Annotated in this window: 26 protein-coding genes; 17 read left to right on the top strand and 9 right to left on the bottom strand. The window is 74.3% G+C overall.

All coding sequences use genetic code 11. The features are described from left to right. Positions 1–26: 26 nt before the first annotated feature. The 8 genes from ACZ3YL_RS28525 (at position 27) to ACZ3YL_RS28560 (ending at position 5,671) form a co-directional block, all read left to right on the top strand. Positions 27–452, top strand: a complete 426-nt coding sequence (locus ACZ3YL_RS28525; RefSeq protein ID WP_188305910.1) for a cupin domain-containing protein — start codon at positions 27–29, stop codon at positions 450–452. Continuing rightward, positions 449–1,705 (top strand): beta-ketoacyl-[acyl-carrier-protein] synthase family protein, encoded by a 1,257-nt coding sequence (locus tag ACZ3YL_RS28530; protein ID WP_188305911.1) that lies wholly within the window; start codon positions 449–451, stop codon positions 1,703–1,705. The genes ACZ3YL_RS28525 and ACZ3YL_RS28530 overlap by 4 nt, the downstream gene beginning before the upstream one ends. A 5-nt stretch (positions 1,706–1,710) precedes the next feature. Then, entirely contained in the window at positions 1,711–2,952 is a 1,242-nt protein-coding gene (locus ACZ3YL_RS28535) for a beta-ketoacyl synthase N-terminal-like domain-containing protein (protein ID WP_465660308.1), read from the top strand. Positions 2,953–2,986: 34 nt separating this feature from the next. After that, positions 2,987–3,247: an acyl carrier protein gene (locus tag ACZ3YL_RS28540; RefSeq protein ID WP_188305913.1), complete on the top strand. Its 261-nt coding sequence runs from the start codon at positions 2,987–2,989 to the stop codon at positions 3,245–3,247. Between the two features lies 1 nt (position 3,248). Then, positions 3,249–3,704, top strand: coding sequence for an SRPBCC family protein (locus ACZ3YL_RS28545; protein ID WP_465660309.1), 456 nt, complete (start codon positions 3,249–3,251; stop codon positions 3,702–3,704). Between the two features lie 32 nt (positions 3,705–3,736). Next, positions 3,737–4,030 (top strand): TcmI family type II polyketide cyclase, encoded by a 294-nt coding sequence (locus ACZ3YL_RS28550; RefSeq protein WP_188305916.1) that lies wholly within the window; start codon positions 3,737–3,739, stop codon positions 4,028–4,030. A gap of 347 nt (positions 4,031–4,377) precedes the next feature. Beyond that, positions 4,378–4,851: a hypothetical protein gene (locus ACZ3YL_RS28555; RefSeq protein ID WP_465660310.1), complete on the top strand. Its 474-nt coding sequence runs from the start codon at positions 4,378–4,380 to the stop codon at positions 4,849–4,851. Between the two features lie 127 nt (positions 4,852–4,978). Continuing rightward, positions 4,979–5,671 (top strand): class F sortase, encoded by a 693-nt coding sequence (locus tag ACZ3YL_RS28560; protein WP_188305233.1) that lies wholly within the window; start codon positions 4,979–4,981, stop codon positions 5,669–5,671. A 66-nt stretch (positions 5,672–5,737) separates the two neighbouring features. Here ACZ3YL_RS28560 and ACZ3YL_RS28565 read toward each other — a convergent pair whose 3' ends face one another. Together ACZ3YL_RS28565 and ACZ3YL_RS28570 are read right to left on the bottom strand one after the other, a co-directional pair. Next, positions 5,738–6,772, bottom strand: a complete 1,035-nt coding sequence (locus tag ACZ3YL_RS28565; protein ID WP_465660311.1) for a methyltransferase — start codon at positions 6,770–6,772, stop codon at positions 5,738–5,740. 26 nt (positions 6,773–6,798) lie between these two features. Further along, entirely contained in the window at positions 6,799–7,890 is a 1,092-nt protein-coding gene (locus ACZ3YL_RS28570) for a right-handed parallel beta-helix repeat-containing protein (protein WP_188305235.1), read from the bottom strand. 357 nt (positions 7,891–8,247) lie between these two features. Here ACZ3YL_RS28570 and ACZ3YL_RS28575 point away from each other — a divergent pair, with 357 nt between their 5' ends. Further along, a complete protein-coding gene (locus ACZ3YL_RS28575; protein WP_465660312.1) occupies positions 8,248–9,189 on the top strand; it encodes a deoxyribonuclease IV in 942 nt (313 codons plus the stop codon). Beyond that, positions 9,101–9,973, top strand: coding sequence for an MMPL family transporter (locus ACZ3YL_RS28580; RefSeq protein ID WP_465660371.1), 873 nt, complete (start codon positions 9,101–9,103; stop codon positions 9,971–9,973). The genes ACZ3YL_RS28575 and ACZ3YL_RS28580 overlap by 89 nt, the downstream gene beginning before the upstream one ends. A gap of 50 nt (positions 9,974–10,023) precedes the next feature. Here ACZ3YL_RS28580 and ACZ3YL_RS28585 read toward each other — a convergent pair whose 3' ends face one another. Beyond that, the gene (locus ACZ3YL_RS28585) at positions 10,024–10,248 is read right to left on the bottom strand and encodes a hypothetical protein (protein WP_188305238.1); all 225 of its coding nucleotides are present in this window, start codon (positions 10,246–10,248) and stop codon (positions 10,024–10,026) included. 402 nt (positions 10,249–10,650) lie between these two features. Between ACZ3YL_RS28585 and ACZ3YL_RS28590 the strand changes: the two genes are divergently transcribed. The 7 genes from ACZ3YL_RS28590 to ACZ3YL_RS28620 all read left to right on the top strand — a co-directional run bounded on the left by ACZ3YL_RS28590 (position 10,651) and on the right by ACZ3YL_RS28620 (position 17,769). Continuing rightward, complete coding sequence (locus ACZ3YL_RS28590; protein WP_188305247.1) at positions 10,651–12,090, top strand: amino acid permease; 1,440 nt, start codon at positions 10,651–10,653, stop codon at positions 12,088–12,090. Between the two features lie 141 nt (positions 12,091–12,231). After that, positions 12,232–12,420, top strand: a complete 189-nt coding sequence (locus ACZ3YL_RS28595) for a YegP family protein (RefSeq protein WP_188305239.1) — start codon at positions 12,232–12,234, stop codon at positions 12,418–12,420. 111 nt (positions 12,421–12,531) lie between these two features. Continuing rightward, positions 12,532–13,827: a glycosyltransferase family 4 protein gene (locus ACZ3YL_RS28600; protein WP_465660313.1), complete on the top strand. Its 1,296-nt coding sequence runs from the start codon at positions 12,532–12,534 to the stop codon at positions 13,825–13,827. Continuing rightward, entirely contained in the window at positions 13,824–15,104 is a 1,281-nt protein-coding gene (locus ACZ3YL_RS28605; RefSeq protein WP_465660314.1) for a glycosyltransferase, read from the top strand. Before ACZ3YL_RS28600 ends, ACZ3YL_RS28605 begins: the two co-directional genes overlap by 4 nt. Next, positions 15,079–15,963 (top strand): SGNH/GDSL hydrolase family protein, encoded by an 885-nt coding sequence (locus ACZ3YL_RS28610; RefSeq protein WP_465660315.1) that lies wholly within the window; start codon positions 15,079–15,081, stop codon positions 15,961–15,963. Before ACZ3YL_RS28605 ends, ACZ3YL_RS28610 begins: the two co-directional genes overlap by 26 nt. A 191-nt stretch (positions 15,964–16,154) precedes the next feature. Next, positions 16,155–17,387, top strand: a complete 1,233-nt coding sequence (locus tag ACZ3YL_RS28615; protein ID WP_465660316.1) for an NUDIX hydrolase — start codon at positions 16,155–16,157, stop codon at positions 17,385–17,387. Beyond that, positions 17,368–17,769 carry a DUF6188 family protein gene (locus ACZ3YL_RS28620; RefSeq protein ID WP_188305244.1) on the top strand — a complete coding sequence of 134 codons (402 nt, stop codon included), beginning with the start codon at positions 17,368–17,370 and terminating at the stop codon, positions 17,767–17,769. The genes ACZ3YL_RS28615 and ACZ3YL_RS28620 overlap by 20 nt, the downstream gene beginning before the upstream one ends. 60 nt (positions 17,770–17,829) lie before the next feature. Here the strand turns inward: ACZ3YL_RS28620 and ACZ3YL_RS28625 are convergent, their stop codons facing one another. The 6 genes from ACZ3YL_RS28625 to ACZ3YL_RS28650 all read right to left on the bottom strand — a co-directional run bounded on the left by ACZ3YL_RS28625 (position 17,830) and on the right by ACZ3YL_RS28650 (position 22,776). After that, the gene (locus ACZ3YL_RS28625; RefSeq protein ID WP_188305245.1) at positions 17,830–18,204 is read right to left on the bottom strand and encodes a hypothetical protein; all 375 of its coding nucleotides are present in this window, start codon (positions 18,202–18,204) and stop codon (positions 17,830–17,832) included. 97 nt (positions 18,205–18,301) lie between these two features. After that, on the bottom strand, positions 18,302–18,697 hold the full coding sequence (locus ACZ3YL_RS28630) for a roadblock/LC7 domain-containing protein (RefSeq protein ID WP_317621100.1): 396 nt from the start codon (positions 18,695–18,697) through the stop codon (positions 18,302–18,304). An 82-nt stretch (positions 18,698–18,779) separates the two neighbouring features. After that, on the bottom strand, positions 18,780–19,916 hold the full coding sequence (locus ACZ3YL_RS28635) for a hypothetical protein (RefSeq protein ID WP_465660317.1): 1,137 nt from the start codon (positions 19,914–19,916) through the stop codon (positions 18,780–18,782). A 109-nt stretch (positions 19,917–20,025) separates the two neighbouring features. Then, a complete protein-coding gene (locus ACZ3YL_RS28640; protein ID WP_188302932.1) occupies positions 20,026–20,409 on the bottom strand; it encodes a hypothetical protein in 384 nt (127 codons plus the stop codon). Positions 20,410–21,079: 670 nt separating this feature from the next. Beyond that, entirely contained in the window at positions 21,080–22,087 is a 1,008-nt protein-coding gene (locus ACZ3YL_RS28645) for an LLM class flavin-dependent oxidoreductase (RefSeq protein ID WP_465660318.1), read from the bottom strand. Further along, positions 22,084–22,776, bottom strand: coding sequence for a DUF2269 domain-containing protein (locus ACZ3YL_RS28650; protein WP_465660319.1), 693 nt, complete (start codon positions 22,774–22,776; stop codon positions 22,084–22,086). The genes ACZ3YL_RS28645 and ACZ3YL_RS28650 overlap by 4 nt, the downstream gene beginning before the upstream one ends. Positions 22,777–22,781 lie beyond the last annotated feature (5 nt).

Raw genomic sequence — 22,781 nt, forward strand, 5'->3', positions numbered from 1 at the left:
GCCACCCGTCCCGAAGGAAAGCCATCATGACCACGCAGTACCCGCGGATCATCAACCTCGACGAGGCCCCGGAGAACCGCCGCCACGGCGCCGAGCTGCGCACCATGCTCACCCCGCCCAGCTGCGGGGCGACCAGCGGCTTCATGGGCCTGGCCATCATCAAGCCCGGGGAGCGGATCAACGAGCACTACCACCCGTACTCCGAGGAGTTCGTGTTCGTCGTCTCCGGCGACCTGGAGGTGGACCTGGACGGGGAGACCCGGCCGCTCAAGCCCGACCAGGGCCTGATGATCCCGATCAACATGCGCCACCGCTTCCGCAACGTCGGCGACACCGAGGCCCGGATGGTCTTCCACTGCGGCCCGCTCGCCCCGCGCCCCGACCTCGGCCACGTGAGCACCGAGGAGTCCGCCGCCTCCGGCCCGCCGGAACACGCCAAGGTGGTCTCGTGACGCGGCGCGTCGCCGTCACGGGGATCGGCGTGGTCGCGCCCGGAGGGATCGGCATCCCGGCGTTCTGGGATCTCCTGACCGCCGGTCGCACCGCCACCCGGGGCATCACGCTCTTCGACCCGGCCGGGTTCCGCTCCCGGATCGCGGCCGAGTGCGACTTCGACCCGGCGGCCCACGGGCTCACCCCCGAGGACGTCCAACGGGCGGACCGCTACGTGCAGTTCGCGATGGTCGCGGCCGACGAGGCGGTCGCCGACGCCGGCCTCGACCTGGCCGCCGAGGACCCGTGGCGGATCGCCGTCTCACTCGGCACCGCCGTCGGCGGCACCACCCGGCTGGAACACGACTACGCCCTGGTCAGCTCCACCGGAGCGCGCTGGGACGTGGACCACCGGCACGCCGAACCCCAGCTGCACCGGGCCTTCGCGCCCAGCACGCTGGCCTCCGCGGTGGCCGAACGGGTCGGCGCCCACGGCCCGGTGCAGACCGTCTCCACCGGCTGCACCTCCGGACTGGACGCGATCGGCTACGGCTTCCAGGCCGTCGAGGAAGGGCGCGCCGACATCTGCGTCGCCGGCGCCTCCGACTCCCCGATCTCGCCGATCACCGTCGCCTGCTTCGACGCCATCAAGGCCACCAGCGAACGCAACGACGACCCGGCGCACGCCTCCCGCCCCTTCGACGCCCACCGGGACGGCTTCGTCCTCGGCGAGGGCGGCGCCGTCCTGGTGCTGGAGGAGCTGGAGCACGCCCGCCGCCGCGGCGCCCGGATCTACGGCGAGATCGGCGGCTTCGCCACCTTCGGCAACGCCTACCACATGACCGGCCTCACCAAGGAGGGGCTGGAGATGTCCCGGGCGATCGACCACGCCCTCGACCACGCCCGGGTGAACCGCGCCGACGTCGACTACGTCAACGCGCACGGCTCGGGCACCAAGCAGAACGACCGGCACGAGACCGCCGCGGTCAAGCGCTCGCTGGGCGGCCACGCCTTCGAGACGCCGATGAGCTCGATCAAGTCGATGGTCGGGCACTCGCTCGGCGCGATCGGCGCGATCGAGGTGGTCGCCTGCACCCTGGCGCTGGCCCACGGCGTGGTGCCGCCCACCGCCAACTACGAGACGCCGGACCCGGAATGCGACCTCGACTACGTGCCGCGCACCGCGCGTGAGCTGCCGCTGAGCCACATCCTCTCGGTCGGCAGCGGATTCGGCGGCTTCCAGTCCGCCGTCGTGCTCAACAGAACGGGGTGAGATCCATGACGTCACGTCAGCAGGGCCGCCGGGCGGTGGTCACCGGCCTCGGCGTGGTGGCTCCGAACGGTGTCGGTGCCGACGCCTTCTGGAAGGCCACCAGGCAGGGCGTGAGCGTCCTCGACCGGATATCCCGCGAGGGCTGCACCGAGCTGCCGCTCAAAGTCGCGGGCGAGGTAAGGGACTTCGATCCCCGGTCGGTGATCGACAGCCGCTACCTCGTACAGACCGACCGGTTCACGCACTACGCGATGGCCGCCGCCGACCTGGCGGTGGCCGACGCCGGGTTCCGGCCCGACCCCGAAGAGCCGTTCGCGGTCGGCGTGGTGACCGCGGCCGGCTCCGGCGGCGGCGAGTTCGGCCAGCGCGAGCTCCAGCAACTCTGGGGCCAGGGGCCGAGGTTCGTCGGGCCGTACCAGTCCATCGCCTGGTTCTACGCGGCCAGCACCGGCCAGATCTCGATCCGGGGCGGCTACAAGGGCCCGTGCGGGGTGGTCGCCAGCGACGAGGCCGGCGGTCTGGACGCCCTCGCGCACGCCGCCCGCTCGGTCGAGCGCGGTACCGACGCCGTGGTGGTCGGCGCCGCCGAGGCCCCGCTGGCGCCGTACTCCATGGTCTGCCAGCTCGGCTACCCCGAGCTGAGCCTGGCCGACCGGCCCGACGCGGCCTACCTGCCGTTCACCGCGCAGGCCTGCGGCTTCGCGCCCGCCGAGGGCGGCGCGATGCTGCTGCTGGAGGACGAGCAGGCGGCCCGGCGGCGCGGCGCCAACGTCCGGGCGCACCTGGCCGGGCACGGCGCCACCTTCACCGGGCCCTCCCGCTGGGAGCGGTCCCGGGAGGGGCTGGCCGCCGCGATCCGGATCGCGCTGGACGAGGCCCGGATCGCGCCCGAGGAGATCGACGTGGTCTTCGCGGACGCGCTCGGCGTCCCCGCCGCCGACCAGGCCGAGGCCCTGGCGCTGGCCGACGCGCTCGGCCCGGCCGCCGAGAGGGTCCCGGTCACCGCGCCCAAGTCCGGTACGGGGCGGGCCTACTGCGGCGCCCCGATGCTGGACGTGACGGCCGCCGTACTGGCCATGGAGGACGGCGTGCTGCCGCCCACCCCCAACGTCACCGAGGTCTGCCACGACCTCGCCCTGGTGACCGGCCGCGCCCGCCCGGCCGAACTGCGCACCGCGCTGGTGCTCAGCCGCGGGCTGATGGGCTCCAACTCCGCGCTGGTGCTCCGGCGCGGAGAACGGTCCTGATCCGCACACCTTCCACCGCTTCGAAGGGAAACCCGTGAGCAACACCCTCAGCTATCCCGAACTGGCCGAGCTGCTCCAGACCCGGGCCGGCGTCACCGTCGACCCCGGCGACCTGGAGCAGCCGGGCGCTCAGTTCGACGACTTCGGCATCGACTCGCTCGGACTGCTCGGCATCGTGGGCGAGTTGGAGAACCTGCACAACCTCAAGGTCACCTCCGGCGCCGAGTCCGCCAAGACCCCGGCCGAGTTCCTGGAGCTGGTCAACAGCTCCCCGTCCGCGAAGGCAGGTGCCTGAGATGCCCGGACACACCGACAACGAGATCGTCATCAACGCCCCGCTCGACCTGGTCTGGGAGATCACCAACGACCTGGAGAACTGGCCGGAGCTGTTCAGCGAGTACGCCTCGGTCGAGGTGCTGGAGCGCGAGGGCGACCGGGTGCGGTTCCGGCTCACCATGCACCCGGACGAGAACGGCATGGTCTGGAGCTGGGTCTCCGAGCGCACCACCGACCGGTCCTCGCTCGCGGTCAAGGCCCGCCGGGTCGAGCCCGGCCCGTTCGAGTTCATGGAGATCCGCTGGGAGTACGCGGAGGTCCCGGCCGGCACCAGGATGCGCTGGATCCAGGACTTCGCGATGAAGCCCACCGCGCCGGTGGACGACGACGGCATGGTCAACCACATCAACAGGAACTCCCGGATCCAGATGCAGCTGATCCGCGAGAAGGTCGAGAAGCGGGCGGCCGAACGGTGACCGGGACCCACCGGGCCCTGATCGTCGCCCGGATGAAGCCCGAGGCCGCCCCGGACATCGCCGAGGTGTTCGCCGACTCCGACCGCGGCGAACTGCCGCACCTGATCGGCGTCACCGGCCGCAGCCTCTTCCAGTTCGGCGACGTCTACCTGCACCTGATCGAGGCCGACCGCCCGCCGGGCCCGGCCGTCGCCAAGGTCCTCGGCCATCCGGAGTTCCGGACCGTCAGCGACCGCCTCACCGCCTACGTCCAGGCCTACGACCCGGCCACCTGGCGCGAGCCGAAGGACGCCATGGCGCGCGAGTTCTACCGCTGGGACCGCTGACCGCTGACCGCTCGCCGCCGACCGCTGTCGGCTGTCCGCTGTCCCTCTGGGCCCGCCCCCGGCCGTATGCCGGGGGCGGGCCCATGCGCGTGCCCATACCACCCGATGGCGGCGCGGAGCGCCGGTACCCCCGGCGCCGCACCGGGTTCACCCGGATCGCCCGGGCACCCGGGTGAACACGCCCCGGACTCCACCCGAAGGGCGCACAGAGCGTACCGGTGCCGCCACGCTCCGGTGGCAGGCGGCCGCAGCGTGGTTGACGGTGGATCAGGCGCTACTTTTCCGCGAGTCCCCTTGACCGGCATCGTGCCGGCGGTCGCGGTCCGCGCGCCGGAAGGATCATTCTCATGCGTTCTGCACGCACGCTGCTCGCCGGAGCCGCTGTCGCCGCCGTCCTCACCGTCGGCACCCCCATGGCCTTCGCCGACGGCTCCTCCTCCGACCAGGGCAAGAACCTCACCTGGCAGGAGAAGCAGTCCGACAACAGGGGCGGCTCCGACAACTCGAAGGGCTACGACGACAGGAAGTCCGGCGGCTCCGACGAGCACAAGGGTTCGGACGAGCACAAGGGCAACGACGAGCACAAGGGCAACGACGACCACAAGGGCAACGACGACCACAAGGGTTCGGGCGAGCACAAGGGCTCGGACGGCCGCGACGAGGAGTACGCCTCCCCGCACGGCGGCGTGCACACCGGCGGCGGCGGCCTGGCGCTGTCCGGCGGCGGCCTCGCCTCCGGCGCGGTGCTGCTGCTCGGCGGCCTCGGGGCCGGCGCGTACGCGCTGCGCCGCGGCCGCCGCTCGGCCGGCGCGGTCGCCTGACCCCTGCCCCGGCTGATGCCTGACGCCTGATGCCGCCTCTGGGCGCCTCCCCCGGCCGGGGTGGGGCGCACGGGGGCGGCGAGCCGTTGCGGCACCCCTGACGAAGGACTTCGAGCGGAGGACAGGAATGACGGGCGGTCCCCGGTCCGGAATGCCCCGGCTGCTGCGCGGCGGCATGGGCGCGGCAGCGGTCGGCCTGCTGCTGATCTACAACTCGGTGGACACCGGGCCGAGCAAGAACACGGCGGCCGGCCAGGCCGCTCCCCCGGCGGCCGTCGCCCCCGCCGTCCCGGGAGCGGTGGCGGCCGCCGCCACCGCGAACGCCTCGCCCGCGGCGCCGGGCTCACCGGTGCTCAAGCGGGCCAAGCCGACCCGGCTGCGGATCCCGCAGATCGCGGTGGACGCGCCGTTCACCGAGCTCACCCTCAACCCGGCCGGACAGCTCAACGCGCCGCCGCCGGACGACAAGAACCTGGTCGGCTGGTACCGCGACGGCGTCACCCCGGGCGAGCGCGGCAGCGCCGTCGTCGCCGGGCACGTGGACACCACCAAGGGACCGGCGGTCTTCCTGCTGCTGAGCCTGCTGCTGCCCGGCAACAAGGTCGAGGTGAGCCGCGCCGACGGCACCGTCGCGGTCTTCACCGTCGACGCGGTGGAGACCTTCGCCAAGAACGCCTTCCCGGACCAGAAGGTGTACGGCAAGACCCCGGACGCCCAGCTCCGGCTGATCACCTGCGGCGGCACCTACGACAAGAAGCAGCGGGACTACCTGGACAACGTGGTGGTCTTCGCCCACCTGGAGTCCTCGCACAAGGCCTGACGCACACGACGGCCGCTGCTCCCCGGTGGGTCGGGGAGCAGCGGCCGTCGCGTACCGGCCCGCGGGTCAGCCGCGGACGGTGGCTTCGAAGGCGTGGAGGTAGGGGTTGACCGGGCGGACGGCGACGACGTCGAGGCCGGCCTCCTGCATCAGGTGGACCATGCTGCCCTCGGAGTGCTTGGCGCCGCCGACGTTGAGCATCAGCATCAGGTCCATGGCGGTGGTGAAGCGCATCGAGGGGCTGTTGTCGACGAGGTTCTCGACCACGACGACGCGGGCGCCGGGGCGGGCCACGGCGACCACGTTGGCGAGGGTGCGGCGGGTGCTGTCGTCGTCCCACTCCAGGATGTTCTTGATGATGTAGAGGTCGGCGCGCACCGGGATCTCCACCCGGCAGTCGCCCGGCACCAGGCGAGCGCGGGCGGAGAAGGTGCCGCCGTCCTGCAGCCGGGGGTCGGCGCCGGCGACGACCTTGGGCAGGTCGAGCAGGGTGCCGTGGAGGGCCGGGTGCTTCTCCAGCAGGCTGGCCAGCACGTGGCCCTGGCCGCCGCCGATGTCCGCGACCGAGTCGATGCCGGTGAGGTCCAGGTAGGCGGCGAAGTCCTTGGCGGACTGCCGGCTGGAGGTGGTCATCGCCTTGTCGAAGACCTTCGCCGAGTCACCGGCGTCGCTGTGCAGGTAGTCGAAGAACTCCTTGCCGAACAGGTCGGGGAAGACGTTGCGCCCGGAGCGGACCGCCTCGTCCAGCTTCGGCCAGGCCTCCCAGGTCCACGGCTCGGTGCACCAGAGGGCGATGTGGCGCAGGGAGTTGGGGGCGTCCTCGCGCAGCAGCCGGGACATCTCGGTGTGCTCGAAGTGGTCGTCGCCGGTCTCGGCGAAGAGCCCGTAGCAGGTGAGGGCGCGCAGCAGCCGGCGCAGTTGGCGGGGTTCGGTGTCGAGCTGTGCGGCGAGTTCGGTGACTCCGGTCGGGGTGTCGCCGAGGACGTCGGCGACACCGAGCCGGGCGGCGGCACGGACGGCGGCGGCACAGGCGGCGCCGAAGACGAGCTCGCGCAGGCGCATCGCCGGCTGGGCGGTGGGGTTGACGGGTGCGGTGGTCATGGGCTGGTCCTTCTCGATCGGGGGCGTCAGCAACGGCCGGACGGCTCGGAGAGCGAGCAGGTGTTGCGGGCGAAGGAGTTGTCGGAGCCGGTGTCGCGGTCGGCGAGGTCGGCCGGGCCGTTGCCGCTCAGGTGGTTGTCGGCGACGGTCGCCCGGGTGTTGGGGATGCCGACGGCGCTCTTGACGAGGACGATGCCGCCGGAGAAGTCCGAGGCGCCGACGTTGTCGTGGACCTCGTTGTCGGTGACCCGGGTGTCCTCGGTGCCGGTGAGGACGATGCCGGCACCCTGGATGGCGCCGAGGCGCGGGTTGGCCGGGCAGAACTTGTTGTTGGCGACCACCCGGTTGTGCCGGACGTCGAGGTCCCCGGCGCGGGGCACGCCCTCGTCGCCGACCACGAAGACGCCGCTGCAGTTGCCGCTGATCCGGTTGCCCTGGACGGTCAGCACGCGCAGTCGGCGCACGGTGACGCCGACCCGGTTGCCGGTGAGCTCGTTGCCCTCGACGACGGTGCCCCCCGTGTCGGGCGCGCCGCCCTCGCGGTAGGCGTAGTTGGCGAGGAAGACGCCGGACTGGCCGTTGTCCACCGAGCGGTTGCCGAGGATGGCGGCCTTGGTGGAGATCTCCTGGCTGATGCCCTGCTGGGCGTTGTCGTGGACGTAGGTGGCGCGGACGGTCAGGCCGGTGGTGCCGCTGGCGTCGATGCCGTTCTTGCGGAAGCCGGTGACGGCCAGGGCCTCGACGGTGACGCCGGGCAGCGGGGCCGCCTCGGTGCCGACCACGCAGACGCCGTGCCCGGCGGTGGCGCAGGCGTTCTCGGTGCCGTCCCCGGGGGTGATCACGCTGGCCGGTCCGGAGCCGCGCAGGGTGAGGTCGGGGGTGGCGATGCGGACGCTGCCGCGGTAGGTGCCGGCGAGGAGCTGGACGGTGTCGCCGGGCCGGGCGGCATCGACGGCCTGCTGGATCGATTCTCCCGGCTGGACGAGGTGCACGGTGCCACCGGCGGCGTGTGCCGCGGGTGCGGCGGCCAGGGTGGCGAGGACGGTGGTCAGGGCGGTGGTCATTGCGGTGGCGGCGGCGGTGGCCGCGGCGAGGTGGTGGACCCGACGCGTGGGCATGAGTGGTGACCTGTCTTTCGGCGCGCTCGGTGAGGCGGTGGGACGGTGCGGGGGTACGGCGGCGCGGGGGTGCGGGGGTGCGGGGGTGCAGGGGTGGGACGGTGCAGGGGTGGGACGGTGCGGCGGTGGGGCGTGGTGCTCGGGGAGGCGCTCCGACCCGCCGTGTGCGGGTGGTGACGTTCGGTGAGTACGGCCGAGTCGACGGTACGGTCGCCTCCCGGGGGCCGCCACCAGGGCTGGGCTGCCGGACTGACGGGGCGTCGGCCACTGGTGGGACGGCCCGGCGTGGCGTGCGTACCCGGCGCGAGCCCGGGCCCGCGCGCCGTCGCCCGCCGGGACCGTGGCATGCTCGGGGCCATGAGCACCGCGCCCGAACCGACCGCCGCCGCCCGCCGTAACCCGATCGGCGCCCACGTCCCGGTGGCCGGCCGCGGCCTGGCCGGGACGGGACTGGCGTACGCGCGCAAGGTCGGCGCCGAGACGGTGCAGGTGTTCGTGGCCAACCCGCGCGGCTGGGCCACTCCCGCGGGCAACCCGGCCCAGGACGAGGAGTTCCGTACGGCCTGCGCCGAGCAGGGCGTCCCGGCCTGGGTGCACGCGCCGTACCTGATCAACTTCGGCTCGGACAACCAGGCCACCCGGGAGCGCTCGGCCGACTCGCTCCGGCACTCGCTGCACCGCGGGCACGCGATCGGCGCGCTCGGCGTCGTGCTGCACACCGGCTCGGCGGTCGGGACGGCGCCCGGCGGCGGCTCGCGCCGGGCCGAGGCGATGGCGCAGGTGCGCGCCGACGTCCGGCCGCTGCTGGACGAACTGGACGCGCTCGGCGACGACGCTCCCTGGCTGCTGCTGGAGCCGACCGCCGGCCAGGGCAGCTCGCTCTGCTCGCGGCTGGAGCAGCTGGCCGAGTACGTGGAGGCCCTGGACGGGCACCCCAAGGTGGGCGTCTGCCTGGACACCTGCCACGCCTTCGCCGCCGGGCACGACCTGGCCGCGCCCGGCGGGGTGACGGCCGCGCTGGACGCCCTGTCCTCGGCGGCCGGCCCGGGCCGGCTGCGGCTGATCCACGCCAACGACTCGGAGGACGTGGTCGGCGCCCGCAAGGACCGGCACGCCAACATCGGTGCCGGGATGATCGGCGCGGAGCCGTTCCGCGAGCTGTTCGAGCACCCGGAGACGGCCGGGGTGCCGCTGCTGGTGGAGACCCCGGATCGCAAGCACGGCGGGGACGGCACCGGGCACGCGATGGACATCGCGGTGCTGCGGGAGCTGCGCGAGCGGGCGGCCGTCCCGGTCTGAGGTCCGCCGAGGCAGCCGGACTGCCGGAGCTGCCGGTCGGGCGGGGCGGTGGGAGGCTGGAACGAGTCACGCCGCCGGGGCGGACAGCCCGGCCGCCAAGGCGACCGTGGACCGGGTGCGCGCCACCGTGCACGCCGTACCGGGCGCGGACGCCAAGGTCGGCGGGAACACCGCCGTGATCCTGGACGCCGGGCGGGCCGCCGGGAACGACAACCGGGCGATCATCCCGCTGGTGCTCGGGGTGGTGCTGGTGATCCTCGCCGTGCTGCTGCGAGCCGTCACCGCGCCACTGGTGCTGATCGCGACGGTGGTGCTGCCGTACGCGGCGGCGCTCGTGATCAGTGCGCTGTTCTGCGCGCACGTCGTCCACTTCCAGGGCGAGGACAACGCGTTCCCGCTGTTCGTCTTCGTCTTCCTGGTCGCGCTGGGGATCGACTACAACATCTTCCTGATGACCCGGATACGGGAGGAGTCCACCCGGCACGGCACCCGGCAGGGCGCGCTGGTCGGGCTGTCCGCGACCGGCGGGGTGATCACCTCGGCCGGGCTGATCCTGGCCGGCACCTTCGCCGTGCTGGGGACACTGCCGCTGGTGGGCCTGGCCGAGATCGGCTTCGCGGTGGCGCTGGGCGTGCTGCTGGACACCCTGGTGGTGCGTTCGGTGCTGGTCACCGCGCCGACCATGGACCTGGACCGGCACATGTGGTGGCCGGGGCGGCTCTCCCGGCGGCCGGACGTGGTGGCGGCGGAGCCGGGCGGCCCCGGGGGCGGCGGACAGGCGTGAGCCCGGGAACCGCTGCGGCGGTCCCCGGGCTCACGTGCGGATCAGCCGGATCAGCAGTCGCCGATACAGGCGTCCTCCATGTCCGAGTGGACGTTCAACCACTGGGCGTGCGGGCCGAACAGGCCGACACCGGCCGAACCCGACTCCAGGCTCGCGCTGGACGAGGAGTCCGACGCGTGCCACGCCGCCATCGCCGGCGCCGGCGCCGCGAGGGCGGCGGCACCCGTCACCACGGTGATCACGGCGAACTTGCGGATGTTCCCACGAAGCGACATCTGATGTCCCTTTGGCTTGTCTCTGGTCCTCAACCCACGTCCACGAACGGCCAGTTCGAGCCGATTCGACGGGCCGGGAGACGCCCCACCGGGAGGCGCCGGGCCAAGGTTGGCACACGAACCCGCACCGGCGGGCGCGCGCCGCAACCGCGCTGGGACATTCGGGTGACACATCTCCCCCTGCCGGACGAACGCGGTCGTACGCCTGCATTCCGGGTCGAACGGCCTCGCGGGGCGCGCCGGACGAGTGCCCGTCCGAAGGGCGTACGGCCGTAAGTCTTGCGGTGATCCGCCGAGCGGAATGAACAAATCCCATCGATTTGGTGCAAGATGCCGCCCGGTCCGAGCATGAACGGTCGCTCCACCGAGCGCGAGCAGGACCACGAAAGGCGCACCACCCTCATGCAGACCAGCCCCGCCGCACCCCGGCAGGCGACCCGACCGAGCAGCCCGGCCGACCCTGATCCGGCCGACCCTGGTCCGGCCGGCCCGGGGCAGGTCACCCCCGCTCCCCCGAAGAACGGCCGCCGCTTCGGGCTGCCGACCGCCACCGCCCTGGTGATGGGCAACATCATCGGCGGCGGCATCTTCATGATCCCGGCCGCGGTGGCGCCGTTCGGGACGGTCAGCCTGCTCGCCTTCGTCGTCCTCACCGTGGGCGCGATCGCGCTGGCGCTGGTCTTCGGGCAGCTGGCCCGGCGCAACCCGCGCACCGGCGGGCCGTACGTCTACGCCCGGGAGGCCTTCGGGGACTTCGCCGGCTTCCTGTCGGCCTGGTCCTACTGGATCACCACCTGGGTCAGCAACGCCGCGCTCGCGGTGGCCGCCGTCGGCTACCTGGACGTACTGGTGCCGCTCCACCACAGCGTCCCGCTGGAGATCACCGCCGCGCTGGCCTTCCAGTGGCTGCCCGCGCTGGCCAACCTGGCCGGCACCCGGTTCGTCGGCGCCGTCCAACTCGTCTCCACCGTACTGAAGTTCATCCCGCTGCTGCTGGTCTCGGTGGGCGGGCTGTTCTTCTTCGACCCGAAGAACATCGGGCCGTTCGACGCCAGCGGCCAGGGCTGGATGGGCGGCATGACGGCCGCCGCGGCGATCCTGCTGTTCAGCTACCTGGGCGTGGAGTCGGCCGCGATGAGCGCCGGGCAGGTCCGCGACCCGGAGCGCAACGTCGGCCGGGCCAGCGTGCTCGGCACCAGCGGCGCCGCCGTGGTCTACCTGCTGGGCACCCTCGCGGTGTTCGGCACCGTCGCGCACCAGCAGCTGGTCAGCTCCAGCGCGCCGTTCTCCGACGCCATGAACGGCATGTTCGGCGGCACCTGGGGCGGCACGGTGATCGCCGTCGCCGCGCTGATCTCGATGACCGGCGCACTCAACGGCTGGACCCTGCTCGCCGCCCAGGCCCCGTACGCGGCCGCCAAGGACGGGCTGTTCCCGGCCGCCTTCGGCAAGGAGAAGCGCGGCGTGCCGACCTTCGGCGTGATCGCCAGCGTCGCCCTCGCCTCGGTGCTGACCATCGCCAACTTCGCCAGCGGCGCCAAGGGCGCGTTCGACATGCTGGTGCTGGTCACCACCTTCACCGCGGTGGTGCCCTACCTGCTCTCCACCGCCGCCCAGCTGTACTGGCTGGTACGCGGCGCCACCGAGAAGGTCAACGGCCCCCACCTGGTGCGCGACGCCGTGCTCGGCCTCGGCGCCTTCGCCTTCTCGCTCTGGCTCCTGGCCGGCGCCGGCTACGCCGCCGTCTACCAGGGCGTGCTGTTCCTGTTCGCCGGGATCCTGGTCTACGTCTGGATGGCCGGGCGTCGGCGGGTCCGGCCCGCCGAGGGCGACGCTGGCTGACGTCCCGTTGGCCCCCGGCCGGCCCGCCGACCTCCCACCGCCCCGCCCGCTGACCCGAACGCCCCGGTCGGCGGGCGGGTCGGCGGGGCGGGGCCTAGGTTGCGGTGCCAGGGGGCCATCGAGCGAAAGGCTGTTACTGGCATGGCTGGCAAGTTCGAGCTGTACACGGACGAGAGCGGGATGCACCGGTTCCGGCTCAAGGCGAGCAACGGGTCCGTCGTGGTCACCGGCGACCCGCACGAGAGCAAGGACGACTGCCTGAGGAGCATCGAGTCGATCCGCAAGCTCGCGCCGTACGCGGAGCTCAAGGAGACGGCCGGCTCGGCCTGAGGCGACACCGGACGGAACACGCGGGTCGGCGGTGCAAATCGCCGACCCGCGTTCGCTTGTACGACAGATCCCTTTGGCCGGGTGCACGCCGGGCGCGGACACAACTCAGGCATGCGCGTCGCCATCGTCACCGAATCCTTTCCTCCAGAGGTCAACGGAGTCGCCCACAGCGTGCTGCGGACGGCCGAGCACCTGCTCCGCCGGGGCCACCGGCCCCTCGTCGTCACCCCCGCGCCGGCGCGGGGCGCCCAGTGTCCGCCGCAGACCTTCGGCACCGGGGCCGAGGCGGAGCGGATCCCCGTGGTGCACATCCCGTCGATGCCGCTGCCCGGGTACCCCCAGGTGCGGATCGCACTGCCCAGCCGGCAGCTGGCGGCCGCGCTCACCGGGCACCGGCCCGACATCGTCCACCTGGCCAGCCCGTTCGTCCTGGGCGCGCGCGGGATGCAGGTCGCGACCCGGCTCGGGGTGCCCGCGGTGGCCGTCTACCAGACCGATCTCGCCGGGTACGCCCACGCCTACCGGGCCGGGCGGGGGGTCGGGGAGGCCGCGGCCTGGCGCCGGATCCGAGCGGTGCACCGGGCCGCCGCCCGCACCCTGGCGCCGTCCACCCCCGCCGCGCAGGACCTGACCGCGCACGGGGTACCCCGGGTCCAGCTGTGGCCGCGCGGGGTGGACTCGGTGCGCTTCCACCCCCGGCACCGGGACGAGGCCCTGCACCGGGCGCTCGCCCCCGGCGGGGAGGTCCTGGTCGGGTACGTCGGGCGGCTGGCGCCGGAGAAGCGGGTCGACCTGCTGGCCGCCGCCTCCGCCCTGCCCGGGGTGCGGGTGGTGGTGGTCGGGGACGGCCCGTCGGCGCCCGGACTCAAGGCCTCGATGCCCGGTGCGGTGTTCCTCGGGCGCCGCACCGGCGAGGAACTGGCGCGATGTTTCGCGACCCTGGACGTGTTCGTCCACACCGGCCCGCTGGAGACCTTCTGCCAGACCATCCAGGAGGCGATGGCCAGCGGCGTCCCCGTGATCGGCCCGGCCGCCGGCGGCCCGCTCGACCTGGTCGCCCACCACCGCACCGGGCTGCTGGTACCGCCCCGGGACGGCGCGGCGGTCGCCCGGGCGGTCGCCGAGCTGGCCGCCGACCCGGCCCGGCGGGCCGCGTACGGGCAGGCCGGGCGGGCCGAGGTGACCGCCCGGACCTGGGAGGCGGTCGGGGACCTGCTGCTGCGGCACTACGCCGAGGTGCTGGCGGAGCACCGGGGGTCGGCGGTGACAGCGGTGTCGACGGTGGCGGGGTCGACGGTGGCGGGGTCGACGGTGACGGGGTCGGCGGTGACGGGGTCGGCGGTGGCGCCGGGCGTCGCCCAGGCAGCTTCCGCCATGCCGGTCCTGCCGGAGGAGCTGCCGGCATGACGCCCCTGCCCCACGACGGGCCGCTGACGATCGTGCGGCTCGCCAACTTCGTCACCCCGGTCTCCGGCGGTCTGCGCACCGCGCTGCGCCATCTGGGCGCCGGGTACCGGGCGGCCGGGCACCGGCCGGTGCTGATCGTGCCCGGTGAGCGGCGCTCCGAGGAGGACACCGAGCAGGGCCTGGTCATCACCCTCCCCGGCCCCGTCCTGCCGGCCAGCGGCGGCTACCGGCTGCTCACCGACCGACGGGCGGTGGCCGCCGAACTGACCCGGCTCAGCCCCGACCGGCTGGAGGTCTCCGACCGTACGACCCTGCGCTGGACCGGCGGTTGGGCCCGCCGGCACGGCGTCCGCTCGGTGGTGGTCTCGCACGAGAGCGCCACCGGGCTGCTGGGCACCTGGGGCATGCCCGGCCCGCTGGCCGTCGCGGCCGCCGACCGGCTCAACGCGGCGACCGCCCGCGCCTACGACTCGGTGCTCTGCACCACCGACTGGGCGGCGGCCGAGTTCCGCCGGATCGGCGTGCCCAACCTGGTCCGGGCACCGCTCGGGGTGGACCTGACGGCGATGCGCCCGCTGCCGACGGACGTACGGGCCGTGCGGCGGGCCCGGTACGCGGCGCCCGGTGACGTCCTGCTGGTGCTCTGCTCCCGGCTCTCGGCCGAGAAGCGGCCCGAACGGGCGATCGAGGCACTGGCCCGGCTGCGGGCGCGGGGGCTGCCCGCCGTCCTGACGGTGGCCGGGACCGGCCCGCTGCGGGAGCGGCTGGCCGCCCGGGCCGCGCGGCTGCGACTGCCGGTGCGCTTCCTCGGCCACCTGAACGGGCGCGCGGAACTGGCCGGACTGCTGGGCAGTGCCGACGTGGTGCTGGCCCCCGGGCCGGTGGAGACCTTCGGGCTGGCCGCGCTCGAGGCGCTGGCCTGCGGCACGCCGGTCGCGGTCAGCCGCTCCTCCGCGCTGCCCGGACTGGTCGGGCTCGCCGGGGTGGCCGCCGTCGACTCCGGGGCCGGATTCGCCGCCGCTGTCAGGGAGTTGCTGGGGCGACCGGAGTCGGTACGGCGGGCGGCCGCCCGGGCGCAGGCCGAACGGTACGGCTGGCCGGCGGCGGTGGCGGCCTTCCTGGCGGCGCACGGGGTGCGGGAGTCCGGCGCGGCGGGCGGGGTGCGGGAGTCCGGCGCGGCGCGGGGGTTCGGCGAGGACGGGCGTCTTGGCGGGGAGGAGCGGAACTCCGGTGCACGGCAGAGGGGTCGGGATGAGCGTGCTGGACGCCGGGCCTGACCGGGCGGCGGAGGACCGGCCGACCGCGGGCGAGCTGCTGCGCTTCGTCGCGCTCGGGGACTCGCTGACCGAGGGGATCGGGGACCAGGTCGGCGAGCGGTGGCGCGGCTGGGCCGCCGTCCTCGCCGAGTCGCTGGCCCCCGAGGGGCGGACCGTCGAGTTCACCAACCTGGCCTACAGCGGCGCCCAGACGGCAGATCTGACGATTCGTCAACTACCGGTGGCGCTGTCCCGGCGCCCCCAGCTGGCAGCCGTACTGGTCGGCGGGAACGACACCCTGCGGGGCGGCTTCGACATCCGGCGCACCACCCTGGAGCTGGACGCCACCCTGGGCGAACTGTCCGGCCACGGCGCCGTGTTGCTCACCGCCTGCCTGCCCGACCCCGGCACCCTGCTCCGCCTCCCGGCACCGCTCGCCCGCCCGCTGGCCCGACGGATGCGCGCGGTCAACACCGTGGTGCACGCCCTCACCGCGCGGCACCGGGCCGTACACCTGCACATCGCCCGACTGCCCTGGTGCGACCAGCGGCGACTGCTGAGCGTGGACCGCCTCCACCCCAGCGCCGAGGGACACCACCTGATCGCCCGCCGGTTCCACGAACTGCTCGGCACGGCCGGGCACCCGCTCGGCCCGCCACCCGCCGTCGAACCCGCCGAACCCCCGCCTGGCCGGACCGCCGACCTCTGGTGGATGGCCACCCGGGGCACCCGCTGGGTCGCCGCCCGCAGCACCGACCTGCTGCCGGGCCTGCTCGCCCTGGCGGCGGTGGAGGGCGCCGCCCGGCTGCGCGGGTCGAGCGGGCGGCACGACGAACAGATGGCCCGGGCGGCGGCCCAGGCGCTGGCCTCGCTGGGGTGAGGACGCGGGCGGGTCCGGTCGGTCCGGTCGGTTCGAGGGTGCGGGGACGAGGCGCGGGGACGAGGCGTGAGGCCGAGGCGAGTGCATCGCGAGCGATCCGCGCAGGAGTTCGGCGGGAACCATGAGCTCCGACGGGGGTGTCGTCCCCGGGGAACGATGTGGCGGAGGGAGCCGGGGTGGAAGCGTCGGGCATGACGGGACGGGGGATCCTGGCCGCGGCCGGGGTGCTGTTCCCGGACGGGCAGGGGCGGGTGCTGGTGGTGCGACTGCCGTACGACCGGAAGCACCCGGTGGCGATCCCCGGCGGCGGGTGGGAGCCGGCCGACCACTCGCCGCGGGAGACGGCGGAGCGGGAGATCGCCGAGGAGCTGGGGTTCACGCCCCGGCTGGGGTCGCTGGCCTGCGTCGACTGGGCGATGTCTCGGACCCGTCCGCCGATCGTGGCGTACCTGTACTGGGCCGAGCCGCTGACGGTGGAACAGGTGGCGGCGATCCGGCCGGACGCCGCAGAGGTCGGCGGTTGGGTGTGGCTGACCGCGGAGGAGGCGGGGCACGCCCTGCCGCCACGGCTGTCCCGGCGGGTGACGGCCTGTCTGCGGGCACCGCGGACGGCCGGGCCGCTGGAACTGGAGGACAGCCGGCCGGCCGGGCACACCCTGCGGTCGCTGCCCGCCGACGGGCCGGCACCCGAGTACACCGGGCTGGCCGCGGCGCCCGGGCTGGCCGCGGGCTCGGAGTCGGGAACAGGAACGGGAACAGGAACAGGGTCGGAGCTGGCGTCGGGGTCGGACCTGGCTCCAGGGTCGGCGGGGGTGGCGGCGGCGGAGCCACCGATGGACCGGGACACCTACTACGCCACCCGGCCACGGATCCGGGCGAAGGCGCGGGCGCTGTTCACCGACGGTGACGGCCGGGTGCTGCTGGTGCGGCTGCGTCCGTGGGACGGGCCGCGCGGGCGGGTGCCGTACTGGACGCTGCCGGGCGGCGGGGTCGAAGCGGACCGGGAGACGCCCCGGATGGCGGCGCGCCGGGAGATCCGCGAGGAACTGGGCTGGGAGGTCGAGCCGGGGCCGCTGCTGGCGCTGGACTGGCAGCCCGGGGTGGCAGCCGACCCGGGGGCCGACCCGGCGACCGGCCGGGACACCGCCGTCCTGGTGTACGTGTACGACGGCGGCCCGGTGACGGCGGAACAGCTCTCCTCGATCACGCTGCAGGAGCAGGAGCTGGTGGAGTGGCGGCTGTGCGGTTCGGACGAGGCGCGGGCGCTGCTGTCCGGGCCGTCCTGGAGCCGGGTCGCCGCCGCGTTGGCGGCCCGGGCGCGGTCGGGCGGGCCGGTCGAGCTGGTGCGCGGGCGGGCCGCCGCTCCGGGGGTTGGGAACCCTCCGGCGGGTGAACACTGGGGGCATGCAGAACGCGATCACTGAGGTGCTGACCGGTCGGCGGGTCGAGGCGGTCAGCGGCGGAGTCCGGCTCGACCTACGGCTCGACGGGCCGGTGACGGTACGGGTGGCGCACGAGTTCCGCTTCGCGGCGCCGTCCTTCGCCGCGCCGGAGGAGGTCGAGCACTTCTTTCCGGCGCTCACCTTCCGGCCGACCCCGCCCCTGCTGGCGCTGGTCGGCCGAACCGTCGACGCCGCCCGGATCACCCTGGCCGGCGGCCTGGAGCTGGGTTTCGCTGAGGGCGGTGCGCTGTCCGTCCCGCCGCACGCGCTGCTCGCACCGTGGAGCGTGCTGACCGCCGCCGGCGCGGTGTGCGCGGGGCTCGCGGGCGGCGAGGTCCGGTGGACGGAGCCCGGCGGGGCGTGAGCCGCCGCCGGGGCCTCCTCCGCGGCTCGGTCCCGTCGTCGGACCGGGCCCCGTACCCGGTCAGACCTCCAGGTCGGCCTCGATCCGGGTGAGCTGGTGGCGGGCCATCGCCAGGTTGGCGCGGCCCTTGTCCAGCGCCAGGTAGAGGAACAGGCCCTTGCCGGTGCGGCCGGAGAGCGGCCGGATCAGGTGGTACTGGCTGCTCAGCGTGATCAGGATGTCCTCGATGCCGTCCTGCAGGCCGAGCATGTCCATGGTGCGCATCTTGGCGCGCACCACGTCGGTGTTCCCGGCCGCGGCCACGTTGAGGTCCGGGCCGCCAGGGCCGTCGAGGGTGGCGAGCGCCATGCCGCTGTTGTAGTCCACCAGGGCCGCGCCGATGGCGCCTTCGATGGTGGTCATGGCCTGCTTGAGCGCGGCGGATGCGTCGGTCATTCTGGTCAACTCCTGTTGGTCGGTGGGCTGGTAGGTCAGGGGGTGGACTGTTGGGTCAGGTGGGCGGCGAGTCCGAAGGGTCTTCGACCGGGGCGGGTCAGCCCGCGTCGCGCGGGTCCTTCGGCACCAGGGCGTCGTTGAGCAGCTCGGCGATGCGCCGGGCGCAGCGGCGGGCCTCCAGGTGGAGCCGGCCGACGTTGACGTCCGGAAGCGCCAGCAGGGTCAGCACGCAGCTGCCGCCGGCCGCGTAGGTGGCGACGTAGCCGTGCTCGCCACGCACCAGCGACTCGCGGAACTCGCCCTGGCCGGTGGTGTCCGCCAGCCGCTGGGCCAGCGAGAGCGAGGCCGCCGTCATCGCGGCCAGCCCGGAGGGTTCGGTCCCGTGGGTGTCGTGCGCGACCAGCAGGCCGTCCACGCTGGCCACCAGGCCGCCCGCGAGGTGCGGGACACGGCGTTTGACGGCGCGGAGTTCGGCGAGCAGCTCGGTCTCCAAGGCGATCAGTTGTCTCCTTCCGACACGCTGCTTGAGCGCCCGCCTCATGGCCGGGACGGCGGGGTCGCGGGCGGAGAGTGGCTCAAAGTCGGGCCTCCAAAAGGTCTCGGACCCGGGTCAGCAGCGCGATGTCCGGGTCGGGGACGGTCAGCGGGTGGGCCGCTGCCGTGGTGGGCGGTCGATCGGAGCGCGTGGGGGCGGGCGCGGGGGCTGCGGGGCCGGGGCCGGGGGCTGCGGCGCCAGGGGGCGGGGTGCTGGTGGCCGGGAGGCTGCGGAGGGTGGCGCCGGGAACCCGGCGGTGCAGGCCGCCGCCGGGGCGGGCGGGTACGGCGGCCGGCCGGCCCCGCACTTCGGCCGGTCGGGCGGAGGCGGCTCCGGGTTGCCCGGGTGCGGGTCCGGACTGTCCGGCGGCAGGCTGTCCGGCGGCGGGGTGCCCGGGTGCGGGGTGCCGGGGTGCGGGGTGCCCGGGTGCGGCGACCGGGGGCTGACCGGTCGGCGCGGCGTGCCGCGGGGCGTCGAGCAGTCCGGCGGCGGCCAGCCGACGGACATCCGCCGTCACCCCGAAGCCGGAGCGGCCGAGCAGCCGGGCCAGGTCCGCCGGGGTTCTTCGGCCGTCGGCGTGGTCGAGCAGTTCGCGTCGGCGTCGGCCGGGTGGGCGGTGCGAGGGGCGCCGGCCGTGCTCGACCGGACGCACCGGCGCGGTATCGAGCTGCGGCCAGGGCCAGATCCGGTCGAGGAGTTGGTGGCGGCGCTCGACTTCGCGGCCGAGCCGCGCCGGGTCGACCAGCGCCACGGGGCCGAGCCAGTGCCGGGCGTCGGGCTCGAACCGCCAGGTGCCGCCCGCCCGGTCGGCGAGGACGAAGTAGGATGCGTCGAACAGCGTGCCCAGGTGGCCGAGTTCGAGTTCGCCGCGGGTGAGCAGCTGCCGTTCGACCAGTACCTCGCCGACCCGCCGCTGCGGACCATGGCGGTGCAGCAGCTCGGCCCAGTCCCCGGGGGTGATCCGGCCGCAGCCGGTGAGCAGGTCGGCCAGCCCGGGTGCGCGCGGGGACTCGGCGGCGGCCACCTGACCGTCGACCAGGTAGACGTTGCCGAGCGGACCACACAGGGCGCCGGTGGCCCGGCGGGCGGCGAGCAGGGCGACGGCCTCGCCCGGGGTCCTGGGCGGGGCGGACCCGGCCCGGTCGGTCGGTTCCGCCAGCGGCGGTGCGGCGGTCACGCGGGCCACCGCCGGGTGGCCACGGTGATCGGGGCGGCCGAGGCGGTCACGGCCGTCGTGGCGGCGTGGTCGGCTGGCCGGAATGCGGCGGTCGGTGCGGGCCTCGCGCTCACCCCAGCACCAGCTCCTCGGCGAGGGCCTGGAGACGGAAGCGGGCGACGGCGAGGTTGCCCGACTCCCGGTCCAGCCAGAGGTGCAGGACGAGCCGGCTGTCGAAGACGGTGTCGATGAAGCGGATCAGGTGGTAGCTGCGGCCCGCGGTGACGATGATGTCCTCCAGCGGGGAACGCCGGTCCTCCGCCACGGTGAAGGTCTGACTCTCAACTGCCGCGCGCACCAGGTCGGTTGCCTCGGCGGCCGCGGTCTCGTGCTCGCCGACCGGGCTGTCCCCGAGGCTGCCGAGGGCGAGTCCGCTGCTCCAGTCGACCAGGCTCGCCGAGCGGGCTCCGGCGATCGCCATCGCTCCGGAGAGGCATTCGTCGATACCCGGCACACCGGCTCCTTCGAGGGGGGTCTGGGTGGCCGGGCGCAGCGCGACTCCGGCCGGGTCGCCACCAGCAGTGGCAGGTTCGACACGGAAGGCTACTGCCGGATTCCATATGACGAACATTCCAATGGCATATTCACACCAGATGCGGCGAGTTCAAGCCAAGGTATGAGGGAGCGTCAGATCTATCCGACGAGCAAACCCGCTGGCCGGTCGGGCGTCGCGGCGTATCGCTCATCGGCCACCTGGTACGGGACCTTGGCCGATACCGGATCGCAGCCGCGGGTTTCGAGGGCCGAAGTGCGATAAGAGGGCCCACTGGTCGGCGACCGGACGTCGGCGACCGGGCATGGGCAGCCAGGCGCACGGACGGGCGGGGAGCCAGGACGGTCAGGACGGCCAGGACGGTCAAGCGCGCATGACGAAGGGGCCCGTTCCGTTGGACGGAACGGGCCCCTTCGGGTGGAGCGCCAGGCCCGGATCGCACGGACTCTTCCTACTGAAAGTAGGACGTGCTCTGGTAGCACCGCTGACGCATGTTCGAGAAGTCTTCGTTTCGGAAGATCATTTCCCCTCGACGAGAAGAACAGTAGCAGGTCATCACGCCTGGTCAGAAATCCGCTCAGGTGGCCGGGGACGGGCCGGCCGCTCGGCCCGGGGCAGAAGGGCGGGCGGCTCAGGCCTGGCCGACGGCCTCGGCGAGCAGCCGGTAGGAGTCCAGCAGCGCGGTGCGGTCGTAGCTGCTGGTCGCGACCAGGAACTCGTCCGCGCCGCTGCGCGCCACCAGGGCGGCAAGCTCGGCGACCGCCTGCTCCGGAGTCCCCGCGATGTGGCCCTTGAGCGACTGCTCGAACGCGGCCCGCTCGCGCTCGCTCATCGCCCGCGCCCGGATCTCGGCGGCCGGGGCCAGCGGCGGGAACTCCCCATGGGTGCGGGAGTACGCGCCGGCCCAGGCCTCCGGGACGAGCAGCTCGCGCGCCCGCTCCTCGGTGTCGGCCACCGCGACCGTGCCCGAGACCACCACATACGGCTCGGCGGCCTGGGCGGAGGGGCGGAAGCGGCTGCGGTAGGCGTCTATCGCGGCGAGCATCCGGTCCTCCCCGCGCGCGGCGGCGATCACCAGCGGCAGCCCGGCCTCGGCGGCCAGGTCTGCGCCCGCGCCGGTGGCCAGGACGAAGGCCGGCACGTGCAGGCCCTCGGCCGGGCGGGCGTGGACGTCCCGGTATACCTGCTGCGAGCCGTCGAAGTAGCCGAGCAGTTCCCTCAGCTGGCCGCCGAAGTCGTCCGCGGCGTCCTTCTCCCGACCGAGCGCCCGCCGGACGCCGTCGGTGAAGCCCACCGAGCGGCCGAGACCCATGTCGATCCGCCCCGGGAACAGTGCCGCCAGCACCCCGAACTGCTCCGCCACCACCATCGGCTGGTGGTTGGGCAGCATCACCCCGCCGGTGCCGACCCGGATCCGGCTGGTGGCCGCCGCGACCGCCGCGGCGAGCACCGTCGGCGCCGATCCGGCCACCCCGGGCACGCCGTGGTGCTCGGAGACCCAGAACCGGTGGTAGCCCAGCCGCTCGACCTCGCGGGCGAAGGCCACCGTGTTCCGCAGCGCCTGCGCCGGCTCCTCGCCCTGTCTGGTCCGGGAGCGGTCGAGGACGGAGAGCCTGGTCGCGGGCGTAGCGCTGGTCACGTGGGTGGACAACAGCCGCCCGCCGGGTGGGCATTCCCCGGGCCTGCGCCCAAGGGTGCCGCCGTCACCGCCCGTCGGACCCCGGCCCGGCCTCGGCCCGCGCCCGCCCGCGGTATTCGGCCCGGGCGTACGACCGCCGTCCTACGACGGCCCCAGGGCTTGTACACCGACAGGATGACGTTGAACAGGTAGAGCGAGAGCGCGACCGACGGGACGATCACCGTGTTGTAGCGGACGAAGCCGAGGTCCGCCACCGGTATCGGGCCGGTCGGGTGGGCGTCCGCGACGCGGGCCGCGTCGTGCAGCCGGTCGGTGAGGGCGAAGACCGAGGCGGCCATCGCTCCGAGCGTCAGCCAGAACTTGGTGCTCACCCAGTAGTACCGGAACAGGCCCCAGGACGTGCCGAGCCCCAGCGCCACCCCGCTCAGCAGGGTGAGCAGGCTCAGCGGCAGGATGAGCGGATCGCCGAGCAGGCCCATCGCCCGGTAGGCAGTTCTCAGCCGGTCGGCGTCGTCGGTGGTCAGCGCCGTCACCGCCAGGGTGAGCAGGCAGAGCATCAGCGCCAGCCAGCTCACCGAGACGACGACGTGCAACACCACCAGTCGCTTGCGCGCCCCCGGCGACAGGCGGCGGCCGGCGGACCGCCGCCCCGCGCCGGGGGACGGGACGGCTCCGGGGGACGGGCGCACGGGCA

It is taken from the genome of Kitasatospora sp. NPDC023176 (assembly GCF_055560495.1).